The sequence below is a fragment of the Leifsonia williamsii genome (genome assembly GCF_030433685.1).
Taxonomy (GTDB): domain Bacteria; phylum Actinomycetota; class Actinomycetes; order Actinomycetales; family Microbacteriaceae; genus Leifsonia; species Leifsonia williamsii.
On record NZ_JAROCF010000001.1, the window covers coordinates 3,317,132 to 3,335,169 of the forward strand.

Consider the following 18,038-nt stretch of genomic DNA (forward strand, 5'->3'; position numbering starts at 1 on the left):
CGCAACCTCAGCGCGACCTCACCGCGACGCGCGCGCCGCCCGGTACACGGCCTCCGTGCGGGTCGAGGCGCCGACCTTGCGGAGGATGCTCGAGACGTGCACGCTGGCCGTCTTGGCGCTGATGAAGAGGCGTTCGCCGATCTGCTTGTTGCTGAGGCCCTGCTCGATGAGGGCGAGCACCTGCTCCTCGCGCTCCGTCAGCGGGGCACCGGCGGCCCCGGCCGCTCCGGCGACCGCGCGAGTGCCGCGGTGGGCCACCAGTCCGGCCGCGGCGGACGCGATCAGTCCGAAGCCGAAGCGGTCGGCCTCCTCGCGAGAGGCCGCCGCGAGACGCTCGGCCGCGGGTCTGTCGCCGGCGGCAAGAGCGGCGCGGGCGGCGCGCAGCAGCACGTACGGGTGGAGGTGGGCGGGAGCGAGCGGAGACCGTGACGCGTCGACCGCTGACGACCATGCCTCGACGGCCAGGGCCAGCCGGCGCTCGTGGTCGGTGTCGGAGGCCGCGGCCACGGCGCGGGCGGACGCCAGCTCGGCTTCGACCAGCGGGGCCCAGATCGGGAACGTCGGCCAGTCGCCGAGGGCGGCGAGCACCGTCTCCAGCCGCAGCGCCTCCGCGCTCACGTCGAGTGCGTCGGCGGCATCGAGGTCTCCGGCCGCGCCGGCAGCCCGCCGCGCGACCGCACGCTCGGCCAGCGACCGCGCGGCCACGGCGAGCACCGGGAGGTCGTAGCCCGGGATCGTCGCGAACGGCTCCGACCCGATGCCGCCGGCCTCGCGCCACGCCTGCTCGGCGTCGCCGCGGGCGAGGGCGATCTCTCCCGTGATGCGGGCGATGCTCAGCCGCGCCTGCATCTCGAGCTCGCCGAGGATGCGCAGCGACCCGCGCCAGCGACGCAGCAGCTCCTCCGCCCGGTCGACGTCGCCGCGCCAGAGCGTCAGCCAGAGCTTGTTGCGCTGCAACTGCGCGCGGAAACTGGGCGGGGCGTCGAGCGCGAGCGCGGCGTCGAGCAGCTCCGCGGAGCGGTCGAGCCGGCCGAGGGCGAGCAGCGGCTCCGCCGTGTTGGAGGAGAGCATGACGCCAGACGTGCGCTCGACGCCGCGACGCCGCGCCTCGCGGGCGCCGGCCTCGGCGATGCGGACCGCGTCCTCGTAGCGGCCGACGCTGTTGAGTGCGTCCGAGGCGTTGACCGCGTGCCGCAGCAGGGCGCTGGCGTCGCCGTCGGCGAGCCGGCCGGCGATGTCGAGCTCGGCGAGTCCCTCCTCCACCCGCCCCGCCGCGGTCAGCGAGCTGCCGAGGATGTTGTGCGCGACGCTCTGCAGCGACGCCGGAGCGTGGTCGGCCTCCGCGATCGCCTGCCCGGCCATCGCGATCGCCTCGTCATACCGCGCCGCGATCATGAAGCGCGCAGCGAGCTCGGTGAGCAGGTGCGGACGCAGCGGATCGCCGTCGGCGACCGCCTCGGGCGGCACCACCGCGAGAGCCTCCTCGAGGAGCTCGGCCGAGCCGGGACGGCTGAGGTTGGAGAGGTACTGGGCCTTGTCGCGCAGCAGCCGCGCGTGCCGTGCCGGCGAGATGCCGCGCAGGTCGGCCAGTGCGACGTCGACCAGGGCGAGCGCCCGCTCGTTGTCGCCCGCGTTGCGCAGCGCGGAGGCCGTGCGCGCGATCACCGCGATGCGGTCACGGCCGGCCAGCTGCTCGGCGTCGGGGACGCCGTCCCACATCTCGAGCACGCGGTCGCCCATCGCGGCGGAGGTGGCGTACGCGTACGACAGGCGGGCCTCGTCCATGGCCTCCACCGAGGCGAGGAAGGCCCGACGGAGGTCGTGCGCGGCCAGCCAGTGCGAGGAGAGCTGGATGGCGGAGCGCTGCGGGCTCGCCTCGAGCGCCTCCGCATACCGGGTGTGGAAGCGCGCCCGCTCCCCCGGCAGCAGGTCGGCGTGGATGGCCTCGCGCACGAGCGCGTGCCGGAACGAGTACTCGGTCCCCTCGGCCGTCAGCACATTGGCGACCACGGCCTCCCGCGCCGCCGCGTCGAGCTCGTCGGGCGATCCGTCGTACACCGCGACGAGGAGGTCGTGCTCGACGCACACGCCGCCGGCCGACAGAACCCGCAGCAGCCGCTGGGCACCGTCACCGAGACGCTCGTAGCGCGCGAGCAGCAGCTCGCGCAGCGTCTCGGGCAGCTCCTCGCCGGTGTCGAGCCCGTCGATGCCGACCAGCTCCTCGACGAAGAACGGCACGCCCTCGCTCAGCGCGTAGACGCGGTCGACCGTCGCGAGGTCGGGCTCGCCGCCCTGCAGGTGCTCGATGAGCGCGGCGACCTGGTCGCGCTGCAACCGTGCCAGCTCCCAGCGGGTGACCCGGCGGGTGCGCTCCAGCTCGGCCAGGTACGAGCGCAGCGGGTGGCCGCGCGAGACCTCGTCGCTGCGGTAGGTGAGCAGCACGAGCACGCGGCCGCGCTCGGTCATGCGCACGATGAACCGCAGCAGTTCGAGCGTGGAGCCGTCTGCCCAGTGCACGTCTTCGACCGCGAGGATGAGCGGCCGCTCGGCCGACAGCGTCTCGAAGAGGACCGTCACGACCTCGTACAGCCGCTCGGCGCCGGTGCGGGCGGGGACCGCGGAGTCGTCGGCCAGCTCCGGAAGCAGAACCGACAGCACGCCGGCTCCCGGGCCCGCCGCGCGCAGCACGGTGTCGAGCCCGACCTGCTGGATCAGCCGCCGCAGCACGGCTGCGAACGGCGCGTACGGAGCGCCGTCGCTGCCGAGATCGACGCAGCGCCCGAGCAGGACGGTGGCCGACCCCTCCGACTCGGCCAGGAACTCACCGAGGAGGCGCGACTTGCCGATGCCCGCCTCCCCGCCGATCACCACGGCGCGGGGCCGGCCGGCGTCGACCGAGCCGGCCGACGCCTCCCCCAGCTCGGCACGCAGGGCCTCGAGATCGGACTCCCGCCCGATCATCGCGGTGCTCGACGCCGGTGATCGCATGGCCTCATCGTGCCACGGGCCACCGACATCGGGACCGGCTCTGATGCAGGCCGCTGCGACCCCGCGAGAACCGGCAGCGGGACCGTCCCGTGAAGGAGGCTCACCGACGAGTGCCGGCCAGCTCGCGCCCGGCCGCCGCCCCCTCCCGAGCCCCCTGATCCCCCTGCTCCACCGCCGCCGGCACCGCAACGCCCTCAGGAACCGCCGCAGCCGCACCCCCGGCCCGCCGCCCCCGCGCGCGCCCGTCGCCGATCCGCTGCCACCAGTGCCGCGCCGGCACCGCCGCGAAGCGCTCGTGCACCACCCGGATCAGCTCCACGTCCTGCACCAGTGCCGCCGCCTGACGGGCGGTCACCATGCTCTGCACGTAGTCCTCCGAGAACATCATCCGTTCATCCCTCTCGTCGTGTGCCGGACCCCTCTCCGACCCTCCTCAGACTGCTCGCTGAGGCGGTGGCCGAGCATCGGGCAGATGCCCTATTTCCGTCGGCGGAGGCGCGCTCAGGACGACTGAGGAGGGGGTTCACACGCACCGTGGCGGGGAGCAAGCTGGCGGCATGGCAACGATCAACGAGCTCCAGCCGCCGTACAAGGTCGGCTACTTCGTCGGCAGCATGTCGGCCGCGTCCATCAACCGGACCCTGTCGAAGGCGCTGCTCCGGCTCGCCCCGCAGGATCTCGTGTTCACCGAGATCCGCATCGGCGACCTCCCGCTCTACAACCGCGACTACGACGGCAACTACCCGAAGGTGGCGCGCGACTACAAGGCGTCGATCGCGGCGCAGGACGCCCTGCTCTTCGTCACCCCCGAGTACAACCGCTCCCTCCCCGGCGCGCTGAAGAACGCGATCGACTGGGCGAGCCGCCCCTACGGCGAGAACGTGATCGCCCGCAAGGCGTGCGCGGTGATCGGCGCCTCCCCCGGCGCCATCGGCACGGCCGTCGCGCAGCAGCAGCTGCGCAGCGTGCTGAGCTTCCTGCAGGCGCCGCAGATGAACGCCCCGGAGGCCTACATCCAGGCGCGGCCGGGGCTGTTCGAACCGGACGGGACCGTCACCGACGAGGGGACGGAGGCCTTCCTGCGCGGCTTCATGGGCTCGTTCTTCGAGTTCATCGAGCGCGTGCTCACGGTCGTGCCGGCGCCCCGGTGATCCTGCGCGACGCGGAGGGCGGCCGCACCGTCGAGCTGCGGCCGACCGGCTACGACGCCGACGACCGGGTGCTGGTCGAGGCGACGGTGGAGGATGCCGGCCACCGCTGGGAGCTGGCCGAGCCGTGCCTGCGCGCCGATGAGGCCGACGAGCTGGCCGGCTGGCTCGACGGCCTCGCGACCGGAGCCCCGGCGGCCGCGCAGGGCGGGGTGGAGATCGCGGCGGACGAGTACACCGCCGCAGCGGCGCCCGCTCGGGAGACGGACGGCGGCGCACCAGGCGACACCACCGACGACGGCGGCTGGTCCTCCCTCGCCTTCAGCGGCGGCGTGCTGTCCCTGAGCGGCCGGCGCACGGGCGACGACCGGGTGGAGCTGCGCATCGCCATCCTCGGGATGCGCACCTCCGCCACCGGCACCACCGACGTCGTGGTCGGGCTGGACCTCGCCGCGGACGAGGCGCGCGCCGCCGCCCGCGACCTGGCGCTGGAGCTGGCGGCGCTGCCGCGCGGCTGAGCGGCTGAGCGGCTAGCGCCGCCAGCCGCCGAGCCGCCGAGCGGCCTACGCCGCCGCGCCTCCTACCTCCCGCCCTCGCGCTTGCGGTGCCGCTGCGCGACCGCCTGCTCGCCGTACGGGTACACCTCGGCGCGGGGGGTGCTGACGTCGTCGAGGCGCGTGCGCAGGTCGTCTGGCAGGTCGAGGTCTGCGGCGGCGAGGTTGTCCTCCAGCTGCTCGACCGTGCGGGCGCCGAGGATCACGGAGGTGACAGCGGGACGGTCCGCCAGCCAGGCCAGCGCGACCCGCGACGGCGTGCTCCCGAGCTCGTCGGCGACCTCGCGCACCGCGTCGACCACGCGCCAGGTGTGCTCGTCGGCGTTGCGCGCCTCCCACGCCTCCATGCCGCGGGTGGGGTTCTCGCCGAGCCGGGTCGCGCCGGTGGGAGACTCGTCGCGGCTGTACTTGCCGCTCAGCCAGCCGCCCGCGAGCGGCGACCACGGCAGCAGTCCCACGCCCGCATCGAGCGCGGCCGGCACGACCTCGTGCTCGATGCCGCGCACCAGGAGGCTGTACTGCGGCTGCAGCGTGACCGGCGGCGCCCAGTTGTGCGCGGCGGCGACGCCGACGGCCTTGGTCAGCTGCCAGCCGAGATAGTTCGAGAAGCCGTAGTACGAGATCTTCCCGGCGGCGACGGCGTCGTCGAGGAAGCGGAGGGTCTCCTCCAGCGGGGTCAGCGCGTCCCAGGCGTGCAGCTGGTACAGGTCGATGTGGTCGACGCCGAGCCGGCGGAGGGAGGCGTCGAGCGCCGCACGAAGATGCGTGCGCGAGAGGCCCAGATCGTTCGGCCCCGCCCCCATCGGGAACCGGCCCTTCGTAGCGATCACGATGCCGTCGCGGCGGCCGTGGTTGCGCGCCAGCCACCGGCCGATGATGGTCTCCGAGACGCCGGCCGAGTAGACGTCGGCCGTGTCGACCAGGTTCCCGCCGGCGTCGAGGTAGCGCTCGAGGATGGCGTGCGAGGTCTGCTCGTCGGCCTCCGCGCCGAAGGTCATGGTCCCGAGGGCGTACTCCGAGACGATCGTTCCGCTGCTTCCGAGGGTGCGTAGCTCCATGCCGCCGACGCTAGCCCCGCGCGGCCGGTTCGCCTACTGTGCGCTGCGTGGACGACGCTCTGAGCCTTCTCATGATCTCCGACACCCATGTGCCGAAACGCGCCAGGGAGCTGCCCGCGCAGGTGCTCGCGGCGATCGACGTTGCCGACGTGGTCATCCACGCGGGCGACTGGGTCGACGTCGCGACGCTCGACCTGCTGGAGGCCCGCGCCCGGCGGCTCATCGGCGTCTGGGGCAACAACGACGGCCCTGAGCTGCGCCGCCGGCTGCCGGAGGTGGCGCACGCCGAGCTGGGCGGCCTCCGCTTCGCCGTCGTGCACGAGACCGGCCAGGCGGCGGGGAGGGAGGCGCGGGCCGAGCGCGACCACCCCGACGCCGACGTGCTGGTGTTCGGACACTCGCACATCCCCTGGGACACCGTCTCGCCGCGCGGACTGCGCCTGCTGAACCCCGGCTCCCCCACCGACCGCCGGCGGCAGCCGGAGTGCACCTACTTGACGGCGGTGGTGCGGGAGGGGCGCCTTGACGACGTCACCCTGGTCCCGGTGCCGCGAACCCCCTGATCGAGTTGCGGAGACGTCAGCGCGTCGGCAGCAGCAGCATCCCGTCCCCGACGAGCCCGCGCACCGCCGGGAGGAGGTCGTCGCTCAGCGCGCCCTCGTCCACGTCGAGCAGCTGCGCCAGCGCCCCGACGATCGCGGCGATGCTCAGCTCGCCGTCGCATGCCCCCACGAGCGCGGCGAGGCCGGTGTCGGCGGCGACCGCGCGGCCGAAGCCGCCGCCCTGCCGCAGCAGGATCGCCGTCGGAGCGTCGGCGCCCGGCCACAGGTGCCGCTCCTCGGTCACATCGGGCGCGACCGTCAGCCTCAGCATCCCGAGCGCCGCGTCGTCGAGGGCGGCCTGCGCATCGTGGGCGGTGAGGCACGCGTCGAGGTGCACGCCGAGCCCCGCCTCGTTGGCGCCGAGGGAGCCGTGGAGGCGCTCGAACCTCCGCAACGTCGGCTCCCCCTCCGCGCGCCGCAGCAGCAGGTAGCCGAAGCCGACCGCGCTCACGTCGCGGGCCTCGAAGTCGTCCAGCCAGGCGCCGAGCAGCCGGTCGAACGCGGGCGTGCCCGGCCGAGTGCCTCCGTCGCGGATCCACGTCTCGGCGTACCGGACCGCGTCCTCCGTGTCGCGCTCGATCACCCACGCGTCGAGCGCGGTCGGCGACGCGTCGACCCAGCCGCGCACGCGCATGAGGCCGTCCTCGGTCGGGCGGTACTCCCAGTTGCCGAGCAGCTGCGCGACGCCTCCCGGTGTGAGGTGCTCGCCGCAGTCGCGCACGAACGCGGCGACCACCGCGTCGCCGACCATCCCGCCGTCGCGGTACTCGTAGGCGGGCACGCCCTCCACGCGCGGGGTGATCACGAACGGCGGGTTGGAGACGATGTGGTCGAACCGCTCCCCCGCCACCGGCTCGAACATGCTGCCGAGCCGGAACTCGATGCCGTCGATGCCGTTGAGCTCGGCGTTCAGTGCGGCCAGTTCCAGCGCCCGCGGGGAGATGTCGGTCGCGACGACGCGGTCGGCGTGCCGGCGGGCGTGCATCGCCTGGATGCCGCAGCCGGTGCCGAGGTCGAGGGCGGTCTCCACCCGCCGCTGCAGCATGAGCCCGCTGAGGGTGAGCGAGGCTCCGCCGACGCCGAGCACGTGATCCTCCGGGAGCGCGTGGCCGAGCGCCAGCTCGCCCAGGTCGGAGACGATCCACCACTCCGCCTCGCCGCGCGCGTCCTCGAACGCGTAGGGGCGGAGGTCGACGGCGGGGGCGACCACACCCTCCGCCTCCCGCACGAGCCCGAGCGCCGCCGCGCCGGCCACGCCCAGCGACGGGAGGGCGGCCTCCACCTCGCCTACCGGGACCGGCACCCCGAGCACGAACAGCCGGGCGAGGGTCGGGAGGGCCGACGCACCGCCCGTGGCGACATCACTGGCGACGTGCCGGGCGACCGCCCGCTCGGCGGGGACCCGCTGCCCGCGGTGCAGCGCCTCCGCCGCCTCCGCACCCCACAGCGCGTCCAGCGCGCCCACCGAGAACCGGGCGGCGGTGAGGTCGGCGCGCAGAGCGGCGATCAGGGCGGAGCGGTCTGCTGACGGGTTCACCCGACCATTCAACCAGGGCACAATGGGCCGCGTGATCCGCAGGAGAGCCATCGTGACCGGAGTGGTGCAGGGCGTCGGGTTCCGCTGGAGCGCGCGCGAGAAGGCGCAGGAGCTGGGCGTCACCGGCTGGGCCAGGAACCGCCTCGACGGCACGGTCGAGACCGAGGTCGAGGGCGAGCCCCCGGCGGTGGAGCAGATGCTCGACTGGCTGCGCGCCGGCCCTCCCGGCTCGGCGGTCGAGCGGGTGGACGTGGCGGAGGCGACTCCGGACGGCGACGACGCGTTCCGCATCCGGGAGACGGCGTAGCCGACGCGCCACGCGACGCCGGCGACACGGAGGGCCACAATAGGGCACATGACCCGTGCGACCCTCCTCACCATCACCGCGCCCACCGGAACCCCCGCCGAGGGCGACGCCGGCTTCGCGCTCGCCGACTTCGACGCTCCGCAGGTGCGCATCACCGACCTGTCGGTCACCCGCGGCGACGGCGTCTTCGAGACCATCGCGGTGATCGACGGGCACCCGCAGGCGCTCGAGCCGCATCTGGCGCGGTTGGCGCACTCGGCTCAGCTGCTCGACCTCCCCGAGCCCGCCGCCGCGGTGTGGCGGGAGGCCGTGGCCGCCGGCGTGCGCGACTACCGCGAGCGCAACGGCGAGGCGGGCAGCGGCGAGCTGTTCGCCAAGCTGATCTACACGCGCGGGGTGGAGGGGTCCGGGCGGCCCAGCGGGTGGATCTTCGTGGACGAGGGCGAGGACTTCTCTGCGCAGCGACGCGGCATCCGCGTCGTCACGCTCGACCGCGGCCTGCGCCACGACGTGGCCGAGAGCGCGCCGTGGCTGCTCGCGGGCGCGAAGACGCTCTCGTACGCGGTGAACCGGGCGGCCCAGCGGGAGGCGGTGCGCCGCGGTGCGGACGACGTGATCTTCCTGAGCTCCGACGGGTACGCGCTGGAGGGGCCGACCTCCAACGTCATCCTGCTCGCCGACGGGGTCGTGCGGACCCCGCAGACCGACCAGGGCATCCTCGCCGGGACGACGCAGGCCGCGGTCTTCGCCTTCTTCGAGGAGCGCGGCCTCGCCACCGAGTACCGGGAGATCACCGCCGACGAGCTCCGCGACGCCGACGCCCTCTGGCTGGTGTCGAGCGTGCGGATGGCCGCGCCCGTCACGGACCTCGACGGCCGCGAGTACCCGGTCGACGCGGAGCTGACGGCCGAGCTGAACCGGTACCTCCTGTCGCGGACGGAGTGACGGGCCCTGAGCGGCGCAGCCGCATCGCGCAGGCCCGGCGCCACGCGGGTAACCCGGCGATTCGCGGTCGTCCCGACCTCCGCTTAGGCTGTACGCACTGCACCGGCGACGAGGCCGGTGCCGCTCGCGGCGAGGGGAGGGTCACGTGAACGAGCAGGTGCCGCGCAGCATCGAGGTGCTGCGTCAGCAGGCGCGCGACGAGCTCGGCGCCATCATCGAGCACCGCTGCCGCGCGGGCGAGGACCCGTGGCAGTTCATCCCCGACCTCCCGAGCGTCGACGAGCAGGTCGTGATCGCGCTGCGCGCGGGCGCCATCGAGGACTTCGACCTCGCCGAGGAGCAGTCCCGCGCCCACCATCCCGCCGCGGGCCGCGACTCGTTCGCCCGCTTCGAGTACACCGTGCTGCGGCGCATCGCGCTGGAACACCCGGAGCTCAGCGAAGCGGTGTGGGGCATGCTCGACCGGGTCGAGCGCGCCTGAGCGACCGGCACCCCTGACCCTGGCGGACCCGCCCGCCCGCCGCTAGCGTGTCCGCATGGGTATCGTCACCGCCGACATCGCCATCTCGCTCGACGGCTTCGCCGCAGGCCCCGACCAGACGCTCGACGAGCCGCTCGGCCACGGCGTCGAGAACCGGCTGCACAGCTGGATGTTCGAGGAGGCCGAGCAGCACGCCGAGGAGATCGCCGCGATCACCACGGCCGGCGCCTACGTGATGGGCCGCAACATGTTCGGCCCCGTCCGGGGCGACTGGCCCGCAGACGGCGAGCGCTTCTCCGACTGGCGCGGCTGGTGGGAGGAGGACCCGCCGTACCACGCGCCGGTGTTCGTGCTCACCCACTACGAGCGCGAGCCGATCCCGATGGAGGGCGGCACGACCTTCTACTTCGTCACCGACGGAATCCACGCCGCGATGGACCTCGCGCGCCAGGCCGCCGGCGACCGCGACATCTCGATCGCGGGCGGTGCGGAGACGCTCAACCAGGCGCTGTGGGCCGGCGTCGTGGACGAGCTGCGCCTCCACGTCGTCCCGCACACCCTCGGCGCCGGCGAGCGCGTGTTCGACCGCGTCCCGTCGCTGCAGCTGGAGCTGCTGCGGTCGCGGGTGACGCCGTCCGTGGCGCACCTCACGTACCGGGTGCTGCCTCCAGCGCGTCCGGAGTCGTGACCGGCAGCCGGCACACGAAGTCGCGGCAGAGGTAGGCGGTCGGGAGGCCGTCCCGAGTTCTCCGGTCGGCGTACAGCTCGAAGCCGTCGGCGGCGAAGGCGCCCGCGGCGTCCTCGGCGGCGAACGCGACGAGCGGCGCGGGATGCCGTCGCGCGGCCCGCACGAGTCCCTCTGGGTCGGTGGAGGCCGCGCTCGCGTTCGTGGCAGACCCCGCGCTCGGCGTCACCACGACGAGCTGCTCCGCTCCCCCGTCCAGCCGCGCCATCAGCGCAAGCGCCGCCCCGAAGGCGCTCGGCGTCTGCACCGCGGGCAGCGCGACCAGCCGCATCGCCTCCCGTGCGGCCCGCTCGTAGCGGCGCTCGCCGGTGAGCAGGAACAGCGTGTGCGCGGCCGACGCCATCGCCGACAGCCCCGACGGGTACGCGCCCTCGGACGGGTCGACCTGCACGGCGAGCCCGGTCGCGGCCAGCACCGGATCGCCGCCTCCCGGCGCCTCGAAGGGGCACGATCGCTCGGGCGTCCCGGCGGCCGCGTCGAGGCACAGGTCGACCAGGTCCCGGGCGGCGCTCGCCGCGGCCGGGTCGCCCGCGGCGAGCGCGAGCTCGAGCAGGCTTCCCGCGAAGGCGCCGTAGTCCTCGAGTGTGGCCCCCGCCTCCGACACCCGGTCATCGAGCGAGACGCGCAGCAGCGTGCCGTCCGCGCGGCGATGCCGGTCGAGGAGGGTGTCGGCGGCCTCCTGGGCCGCAACGATCCAGGCGGGCCGGTCGAGGATGCGCCCCGCGCGCGCAAGGGCGGAGATCGCCAGCCCGTTCCAGCCGGTGAGCACCTTGGCGTCGACCGGCGGCGGGTCCAGCCGGGCGCGCTCGGCCGTCGGCCGGCGGTAGTACTCCCCCTCGACGCGTGCGCCGTCGATCGTGCTCTCGGAGTCCTGAGCGGACGCGAACCCGCCGCCGGGCCGGCGCAGCACCCCGAGCAGGAAGGCGGCGACACCGTCGGCCGTCTGCTCCGCCCACGCCTGTCCGGTCTGCTGCCAGGCCGTCGCGTACGCGTCGAGCAGCAGCGCGTTGTCGTAGAGCATCCGCTCGTAGTGAGGGTCACCCCAGTCGCGCCGGGTCGCGTAGCGGAAGAACCCGCCGTCGACCGGGTCGCGCAGCGGGGAGTCCGCCATGCGCCGCAGCGTCCTGGCCGCCAGCTCGTGGCCGGCCGGGCGCGACTGCAGGAAGCCGAGCACGGGCGCCACCGGGAACTTGGGCGCAGTGCCGAAGCCGCCGAACTGCGGGTCCTCCGCCGTCGCCAGCTGCGCGATCGCCGCGTCCAGGGCCCGTCCGTCCGGGAGGTCGGAGGCCGCCGTCGACGCCTCCGACGCAGCAGCGAGGGCGGCGGCGACCCTCCCCGCGTCCGATTCGACCTGGTCGCGACGCTGCAGCCAGGCGTCCTCGACAGCATCGAGCACCTGCCGGAAGGAGGCGCGCCCGCCCACCGGCAGCGGCGGGAAGTACGTGCCGGCGAAGAACGCGCGACCGCTCGGCGTCGCGAACACGGTCAGCGGCCAGCCCAGATTGTCGGTGAAGGCGCTCGCCGCGGTCAGGTAGGCGGCGTCGACCTCGGGGTGCTCCTCCCTGTCGACCTTGATCGCGACGAACCGCGGGTTCAGCTCGGCGGCGAGCGCCGGGTCCGAGAAGCTCTCGCGCGCCATCACGTGGCACCAGTGGCAGGTGGCGTAGCCGATGGAGATGAGGACGGGCACGTCGCGCCTCCTCGCCTCCGCGAACGCCTCCGGCCCCCAGGGGAACCAGTCGACCGGGTTGTCCGCGTGAGCACGCAGGTAGGGGCTGATCGCGTCCGCGAGCCGATTCGCCATGCGCACACCCTACGACCTGAGCCGGTGGGGGCAACCGGTCGACCGCCCCCGCTGCGCTGGTAGCGTGGAGCACATGGTTGCAAACGCAAATATCCCCACCCTGACTCTGAACAACGGCACCACGATCCCGCAGCTGGGCTTCGGCGTCTTCAAGGTCGACCCGGCCGAGACCACGCGCATCGTCACCGACGCGCTCGAGGTCGGCTACCGCCACATCGACACCGCGGCCATCTACGGCAACGAGGAGGGCGTCGGCCAGGCCATCGCCTCCTCCGGCATCGCCCGCGAGGAGCTGTTCGTGACCACCAAGCTGTGGAACGACCGGCAGACCGACGCCGAGGCGGCGTTCGACGAGTCCCTCGCCAAGCTCGGCCTCGACGACGTCGACCTGTACCTGATCCACTGGCCGACGCCGCAGAAGGACACCTACGTGCAGGCCTGGAAGTCGCTGGAGAAGATCTACGCCTCCGGTCGCGCGAAGGCGATCGGCGTCTCAAACTTCCTCGTCCCGCACCTGGAGAAGCTGATCGCCAACAGCGACATCGTGCCCGCCGTCAACCAGATCGAGCTGCACCCGGCGCACCAGCAGCCCGAGGTGACCGCGTTCGCGCGCGAGCACGGCATCGAGATCGAGGCCTGGGGCCCGCTCGGCCAGGGCAAGTACCCGCTGTTCGAGGCCCCGGAGGTCGCCGGCCCGGCGGAGGCGCACGGCAAGACGCCCGCTCAGGTCGTCATCCGCTGGCACCTGCAGAACGGCAACATCGTGTTCCCGAAGTCGAACCGCCGCGAGCGGATGGCGGAGAACTTCGACGTCTTCGACTTCGAGCTCACCGCCGACGAGGTCGCCGCGATCACGGCGATGGAGCGCGAGGGCCGCGTCTCCGCCCACCCGGACGAGGTCAACTGAGCCCCGCCGCTGCCGGTCCCGCCCGCCGGTCCCGCTAGGCTCGCGTCGTGCGCATCACGACGATCACGGGGAAGATCGCTTACATCATCGGCGGCTACGCGCTGCTGCTGGTGCTGAACCTCTTCGTCTTCATGCAGCTGGTCAACCCGACCATCGACGTGATCATCGTGACGCTGCTCAACTTCGCCTACGTCGGGATCGGCGTGCGGACCTTCCGCGGGGCGGGCGAGAACCGCTCCGACCCCCGGGTGTGGTGGCGCGCCACCGCGAGACCGGCCGCCGGATACTGGATCGGCGGCGGTCTCGCGGCCGCCGCCTTCATCTCGGGCGTCGGAGCCCTCGCCAGCCGCCCCGAGAACTCGTTCGTCCCGACGATCGCGTGCGTGTCGTACGCCGTGATCGCCGCCTTCTACCTGCACTCGTCGTACCGGCTGCACAGCATGGATGTGGCGTAGAACGCCACAGGACCTCAGTCGCGGGCCTTCTCCCCCTCGGCCGCCAACTGTCGGATCCAGTCCTCGGTCTCGCGGCCCGCTCTCCGATCGAATGCGACTCGGACCTGTGCCGCAGCGACAGCCTCTGCCCGGGTGACCGGATAGCCCGCTGGTGACATCCGGACCTCGGTCATGGGATTCTTACGGAACATCTGCCGCCTCCAGTCCATATGTTTGAGGTCTGTATGCCTCATCGTAATCCCTTCGTTCCCAAGAATCGTGCCGGCTTGCGAAACGCCGACACGGCGTTGTCCATTGCGGCGGCGACGAGACCGGCCTCGTGCTCACCAGACCATTCGCCGTCGGCCAGAGACTTCAGGACGCCGTATCCGACGATGCGCCGTTCGGCGTCGTCCTCCATCAGGAGGTCGAGCGCCCAACGTGCACGAGCCCACCACTGGGCCCTGCGCTCCGCCTTCTCGCGCTGCTCCCGTGCGCCGGGGCGACTGTTTCCGATGAAGCATGACGCGAACGTAGTCACCTGCATCACGGCGTTGCGCCGGCCACACGGATCTGTGGAAACCTCGGCCGCTCACAGCCTCCGTGCGCATCGCGTCGCCCGCTAGACTGGAGGGCTCATGTCTGCGCCCGCCGCCTCCCTCCCCCGCATCGTCTTCCCGCCCGAGCTGCCCGTCTCGCAGAAGCGGGAGGAGATCGCGCGCGCCATCCGCGACCACCAGGTCGTCATCGTCGCCGGCGAGACCGGGTCGGGCAAGACGACGCAGCTGCCCAAGATCGCGCTCGAGCTGGGTCGCGAGCGGATCGGGCACACCCAGCCACGCCGCATCGCCGCCCGCACCATCGCCGAGCGTATCGCGGAGGAGCTGGGCCAGCAGGTCGGCGGGCTCGTCGGCTACCAGGTGCGGTTCACCGACCGCGCGTCGGCGGAGACGCGCATCAAGCTGATGACCGACGGCATCCTGCTCAACGAGATGCACCACGACCGGCTGCTCCGCCGGTACGACACGATCATCATCGACGAGGCGCACGAGCGCAGCCTCAACATCGACTTCCTGCTCGGGTACCTCAAGCAGCTCCTCCCGCAGCGGCCCGACCTCAAGCTCATCATCACGTCGGCGACCATCGACCCGCAGAGCTTCGCGGCCCACTTCGCCGCGGCCGACGGCACGCCGGCGCCGATCGTCGAGGTGAGCGGCCGCACCTACCCGGTGGAGGTCCGTTACCGCCCGCTCGTCGCCGAGGCGATGGACGACGAGGACGACCCCGATCCCGTCCCCTCCGCCGACCGCGACTACCTGCAGGGCATCAACGACGCCCTCGACGAGCTGGCCAGGGAGGCGCCGGGCGACGTGCTCGTCTTCCTCTCGGGCGAGAACGAGATCCGCGACGCCGCCGACGCCGTCCGCGGCCGCAACCTCCCCGGCACCGAGGTGCTGCCGCTGTACGGGAGGCTGTCCGCCGCCGAGCAGCACCGCGTGTTCCAGCCGTCCAGCGTCCCCGGTGTGCGCCGCCGCGTGATCCTCGCCACCAACGTCGCCGAGACCAGCCTCACCGTGCCCGGCATCAAGTACGTGGTGGATGCCGGCACCGCGCGCATCAGCCGCTACAGCGTGCGCGCCAAGGTGCAGCGCCTCCCGATCGAGGCCGTGTCGCAGGCGAGCGCGAACCAGCGCTCCGGCCGGTCGGGCCGCACCAGCGACGGCATCGCGATCCGGCTGTACTCGCAGGAGGACTTCGAGAAGCGCCCGGAGTTCACCGAGCCCGAGATCCTGCGCACCAACCTCGCCGCGGTGATCCTGCAGATGATCTCGCTCGGGCTGGGCGACATCGCCGCCTTCCCGTTCCTCACCCCGCCCGACTCGCGCGGCATCAAGGACGGCCTCGACCTCCTCACCGAGCTGGGCGCGATCACGAAGGGCAAGGACGGGCAGAACGCGCTCACGAAGGTCGGCCGCTCGCTCGCCCTGCTTCCGATCGACCCGCGCTTCGCCCGCATGGTGGTGGAGTCGAAGCAGCACAACACCTCCCGCGAGGTCATGGCGATCGTCGCCGGGCTCACCGTGCAGGACCCCCGCGAGCGCCCGGTCGAGAAGCGCGGCAGCGCCGACGAGAAGCACGCCCGGTTCGCCGACCCGACCAGCGACTTCCTCACCCTGCTCAACCTCTGGAACTACCTGGAGGAGAAGCAGAAGGAGCTGTCCTCCAGCGCCTTCCGCCGGCTCTGCAAGGCCGAGTACCTCAACTTCCTGCGAGTGCGCGAGTGGCAGGACGTCTACCGGCAGCTGCGGCAGCTCGCCAAGCCGGTCGGCCTCACCATCGGCGACCCGCGCGTCGACCCGGACGGCATCCACAAGTCGCTGCTCGCCGGCCTCCTCTCGCACATCGGGCTCAAGGACCTCGCCGCCTCCGGCAACAAGGGCGGCGCGCGCTCCCGGCAGTCGGAGTACCTCGGGGCGCGGCAGGCGCGGTTCGTGATCTTCCCGGGGTCGACGCTGGCCAAGAAGCAGCCGGCGGCCTTGATGAGCGCCGAGCTGGTCGAGACGAGCCGCTTGTTCGCCCGTATGAACGCCGCCATCGATCCGGCCTGGGCCGAGCCGATCGCGGGCGACCTGTGCAAGCGGCAGTACAGCGAGCCGCACTGGGAGAAGAACCAGGGCTCGGTCGTCGCGTACGAGCGCGTGACGCTGTTCGGCGTGCCGATCATCCCGCGCCGCCGCATCCAGTACTCCCGCATCGACGCGGAGCTGTCGCGGGAGCTGTTCATCCGCCACGCGCTCGTCGACGGCGAGTGGGACTCCAAGCAGGCCTTCGACCGCGCCAACCGCAGGCTGCGCGACGAGCTGCGCGAGCTGGAGGAGCGCACCCGCCGCCGCGACATCCTCAGCGACGACGAGGTGGTCTTCGAGTTCTACGACAAGCGCGTGCCCGCGCACGTCGTCTCCACCCGCTCGTTCGAGGGCTGGTGGAAGAAGGCGCGGCACGAGACGCCCGACCTGCTCACCATGACACCGGAGTCGCTGCTCGACGAGGAGGCCGCGGAGGTCGACGAGGACGCCTTCCCGCCGGTCTGGCGTCAGGGCGACCAGCGGCTCACGCTGCGCTACCGGTTCGAGCCGGGAGCCGAGGACGACGGCGTGACCGTGCAGGTGCCGCTGCCGCTGCTCGCCGGTCTGCTGCCGGACGGGTTCGACTGGCAGGTGCCCGGGCTCCGGCACGAGCTGGTCACCGCGCTCATCAAGTCGCTGCCGAAGGCGATCCGCCGCCAGGTCGTTCCCGCCGCGGACTGGGCGCAACGCCTGCTGGGTGAGCTGGCGGGCACCGCGGGGATGCGCGCGCACGAGGGCGAGAAGCCCGCCGCCTCCCTCGTGGACACCCTCGCCGCCGTCATCTCGCGGCTGACGGGCTCGCGGGTCAGCGGCACCGACTTCGACCTCGACCGCCTCCCCCCGCACCTGCGGCCCACGTTCCAGGTGATCGGTGAGCGCGGGAGGCCGCTGGCGGCCGGCAAGGACCTCGCCGCCCTGCAGGACCGACTGCGCTCACGCGCCCGCGACTCGGTGGCGAAGGTCGCGGAGGCGCGAACACCGAACGCGATCGAGCGCTCGGGCATCACGACCTGGGACCTCGACGAGCTCCCCCGCTTCGTCGACTCGACCACGAAGGGGCCGGGCGGCTCCACGAACACGATCCGGGCCTACCCGGCGCTCGTCGACGACGGCCAGAGCGTCAGTATCCGCCTCATGAGCACGCCCGCCGATCAGGCGCGCGAGCTGCCGGGCGGCGTCAGGAGGCTGCTGCTCGCGAGCATCCCGTCTCCGGTCGCGTACGTGCAGCAGCACCTGACCTCCAACGAGAAGCTCACCCTCGCGGCGAGCCCCTACCCGAGCACCAAGGCGCTCTTCGACGACTGCCTGCTCGCGGTCATCGACTCGGTGCTGTACCGGATGAAGCCCGACGGCCAGGTGTTCATGCGCGCCGAGTTCGAGGCGGTGCGCGACCGCGTCTCGGGCATCGTCATGGATTCGATGTTCGAGACGGTCGCGCTGGTGTCGCGCATCCTCACTGCGGCTCGCGCTGCCGAGAAGGCGATCGCGGGGACGACGGCACTCCCGTACCTCGGCGCGCTCAACGACGCGAAGGCGCAGCTCGCGGGGCTGGTCTGGGCTGTCAAAGGTTCAGGGCCTGGCTTCGTGTCCGCGACGGGCCTCGAGCAGCTGCGCCACCTCCCCCGCTACCTCAACGGGATCACCCAGCGCATCCAGGCCCTCCCGGTGAACCCGGGTCGCGACCGCGCCTGGCAGACGCAGGTGGAGACCGCGGTCGCCCTCTATACGGACGCCGGCGGCCGCATCCCGCTCGCCCCGCACTCCCCCGAGAGGATCGTGCACGCGCGCTGGATGCTGGAGGAGTTCCGCGTCTCCCTCTTCGCCCAGTCCCTCGGCACGGCCGAGACGGTCTCCCTCCAGCGCATCCGCAAAGTCCTCGGCAACTAGCGGCCGGGCCGGGC

The 18,038-nt window shown here is 73.0% G+C and carries 16 protein-coding genes; 10 read left to right on the forward strand and 6 right to left on the reverse strand.

What is annotated here, in order from left to right; all coding sequences use genetic code 11:
• Nucleotides 1–18: 18 nt before the first annotated feature.
• Both P5G50_RS15690 and P5G50_RS15695 read right to left on the reverse strand, forming a co-directional pair.
• Nucleotides 19–2,988, reverse strand: coding sequence for a helix-turn-helix transcriptional regulator (locus P5G50_RS15690; RefSeq protein WP_301212081.1), 2,970 nt, complete (start codon nucleotides 2,986–2,988; stop codon nucleotides 19–21).
• A 100-nt stretch (nucleotides 2,989–3,088) separates the two neighbouring features.
• Nucleotides 3,089–3,376 carry a hypothetical protein gene (locus P5G50_RS15695; protein ID WP_301212080.1) on the reverse strand — a complete coding sequence of 96 codons (288 nt, stop codon included), beginning with the start codon at nucleotides 3,374–3,376 and terminating at the stop codon, nucleotides 3,089–3,091.
• A gap of 169 nt (nucleotides 3,377–3,545) precedes the next feature.
• Here P5G50_RS15695 and P5G50_RS15700 point away from each other — a divergent pair, with 169 nt between their 5' ends.
• Nucleotides 3,546–4,139, forward strand: coding sequence for an NADPH-dependent FMN reductase (locus tag P5G50_RS15700; protein ID WP_301212079.1), 594 nt, complete (start codon nucleotides 3,546–3,548; stop codon nucleotides 4,137–4,139).
• On the forward strand, nucleotides 4,136–4,654 hold the full coding sequence (locus P5G50_RS15705; protein ID WP_301212077.1) for a WapI family immunity protein: 519 nt from the start codon (nucleotides 4,136–4,138) through the stop codon (nucleotides 4,652–4,654). The genes P5G50_RS15700 and P5G50_RS15705 overlap by 4 nt, the downstream gene beginning before the upstream one ends.
• A 62-nt stretch (nucleotides 4,655–4,716) precedes the next feature.
• On the opposite strand, the gene P5G50_RS15710 is transcribed toward P5G50_RS15705, so the two are convergent.
• Entirely contained in the window at nucleotides 4,717–5,748 is a 1,032-nt protein-coding gene (locus P5G50_RS15710; protein ID WP_301212076.1) for an aldo/keto reductase, read from the reverse strand.
• Between the two features lie 71 nt (nucleotides 5,749–5,819).
• On the opposite strand from P5G50_RS15710, the gene P5G50_RS15715 reads away from it, so the two are divergent.
• Nucleotides 5,820–6,311: a metallophosphoesterase family protein gene (locus P5G50_RS15715; protein ID WP_301212152.1), complete on the forward strand. Its 492-nt coding sequence runs from the start codon at nucleotides 5,820–5,822 to the stop codon at nucleotides 6,309–6,311.
• 16 nt (nucleotides 6,312–6,327) lie between these two features.
• Here P5G50_RS15715 and P5G50_RS15720 read toward each other — a convergent pair whose 3' ends face one another.
• Nucleotides 6,328–7,938 carry a DUF7059 domain-containing protein gene (locus tag P5G50_RS15720; protein ID WP_301212075.1) on the reverse strand — a complete coding sequence of 537 codons (1,611 nt, stop codon included), beginning with the start codon at nucleotides 7,936–7,938 and terminating at the stop codon, nucleotides 6,328–6,330.
• Here P5G50_RS15720 and P5G50_RS15725 point away from each other — a divergent pair.
• The 4 genes from P5G50_RS15725 to P5G50_RS15740 all read left to right on the forward strand — a co-directional run bounded on the left by P5G50_RS15725 (nucleotide 7,910) and on the right by P5G50_RS15740 (nucleotide 10,308).
• On the forward strand, nucleotides 7,910–8,194 hold the full coding sequence (locus tag P5G50_RS15725; RefSeq protein WP_301212074.1) for an acylphosphatase: 285 nt from the start codon (nucleotides 7,910–7,912) through the stop codon (nucleotides 8,192–8,194). The two genes, P5G50_RS15720 and P5G50_RS15725, sit on opposite strands and share 29 nt — an antisense overlap.
• A 48-nt stretch (nucleotides 8,195–8,242) precedes the next feature.
• Nucleotides 8,243–9,139: an aminodeoxychorismate lyase gene (locus P5G50_RS15730; protein WP_301212073.1), complete on the forward strand. Its 897-nt coding sequence runs from the start codon at nucleotides 8,243–8,245 to the stop codon at nucleotides 9,137–9,139.
• A 145-nt stretch (nucleotides 9,140–9,284) separates the two neighbouring features.
• A complete protein-coding gene (locus tag P5G50_RS15735; protein ID WP_301212072.1) occupies nucleotides 9,285–9,620 on the forward strand; it encodes a hypothetical protein in 336 nt (111 codons plus the stop codon).
• A gap of 55 nt (nucleotides 9,621–9,675) precedes the next feature.
• Entirely contained in the window at nucleotides 9,676–10,308 is a 633-nt protein-coding gene (locus tag P5G50_RS15740; protein ID WP_301212071.1) for a dihydrofolate reductase family protein, read from the forward strand.
• Here P5G50_RS15740 and P5G50_RS15745 read toward each other — a convergent pair.
• A complete protein-coding gene (locus P5G50_RS15745; protein ID WP_301212069.1) occupies nucleotides 10,268–12,169 on the reverse strand; it encodes a thioredoxin domain-containing protein in 1,902 nt (633 codons plus the stop codon). The two genes, P5G50_RS15740 and P5G50_RS15745, sit on opposite strands and share 41 nt — an antisense overlap.
• 73 nt (nucleotides 12,170–12,242) lie before the next feature.
• Between P5G50_RS15745 and P5G50_RS15750 the strand changes: the two genes are divergently transcribed.
• Nucleotides 12,243–13,076 (forward strand): aldo/keto reductase, encoded by an 834-nt coding sequence (locus tag P5G50_RS15750; RefSeq protein ID WP_301212068.1) that lies wholly within the window; start codon nucleotides 12,243–12,245, stop codon nucleotides 13,074–13,076.
• 47 nt (nucleotides 13,077–13,123) lie between these two features.
• Nucleotides 13,124–13,531: a hypothetical protein gene (locus P5G50_RS15755; RefSeq protein WP_301212067.1), complete on the forward strand. Its 408-nt coding sequence runs from the start codon at nucleotides 13,124–13,126 to the stop codon at nucleotides 13,529–13,531.
• A 229-nt stretch (nucleotides 13,532–13,760) separates the two neighbouring features.
• On the opposite strand, the gene P5G50_RS15760 is transcribed toward P5G50_RS15755, so the two are convergent.
• Nucleotides 13,761–14,060, reverse strand: a complete 300-nt coding sequence (locus tag P5G50_RS15760) for a hypothetical protein (RefSeq protein ID WP_301212066.1) — start codon at nucleotides 14,058–14,060, stop codon at nucleotides 13,761–13,763.
• 88 nt (nucleotides 14,061–14,148) lie between these two features.
• Between P5G50_RS15760 and hrpA the strand changes: the two genes are divergently transcribed.
• Nucleotides 14,149–18,024: an ATP-dependent RNA helicase HrpA gene (hrpA, locus tag P5G50_RS15765; RefSeq protein ID WP_301212065.1), complete on the forward strand. Its 3,876-nt coding sequence runs from the start codon at nucleotides 14,149–14,151 to the stop codon at nucleotides 18,022–18,024.
• Nucleotides 18,025–18,038 lie beyond the last annotated feature (14 nt).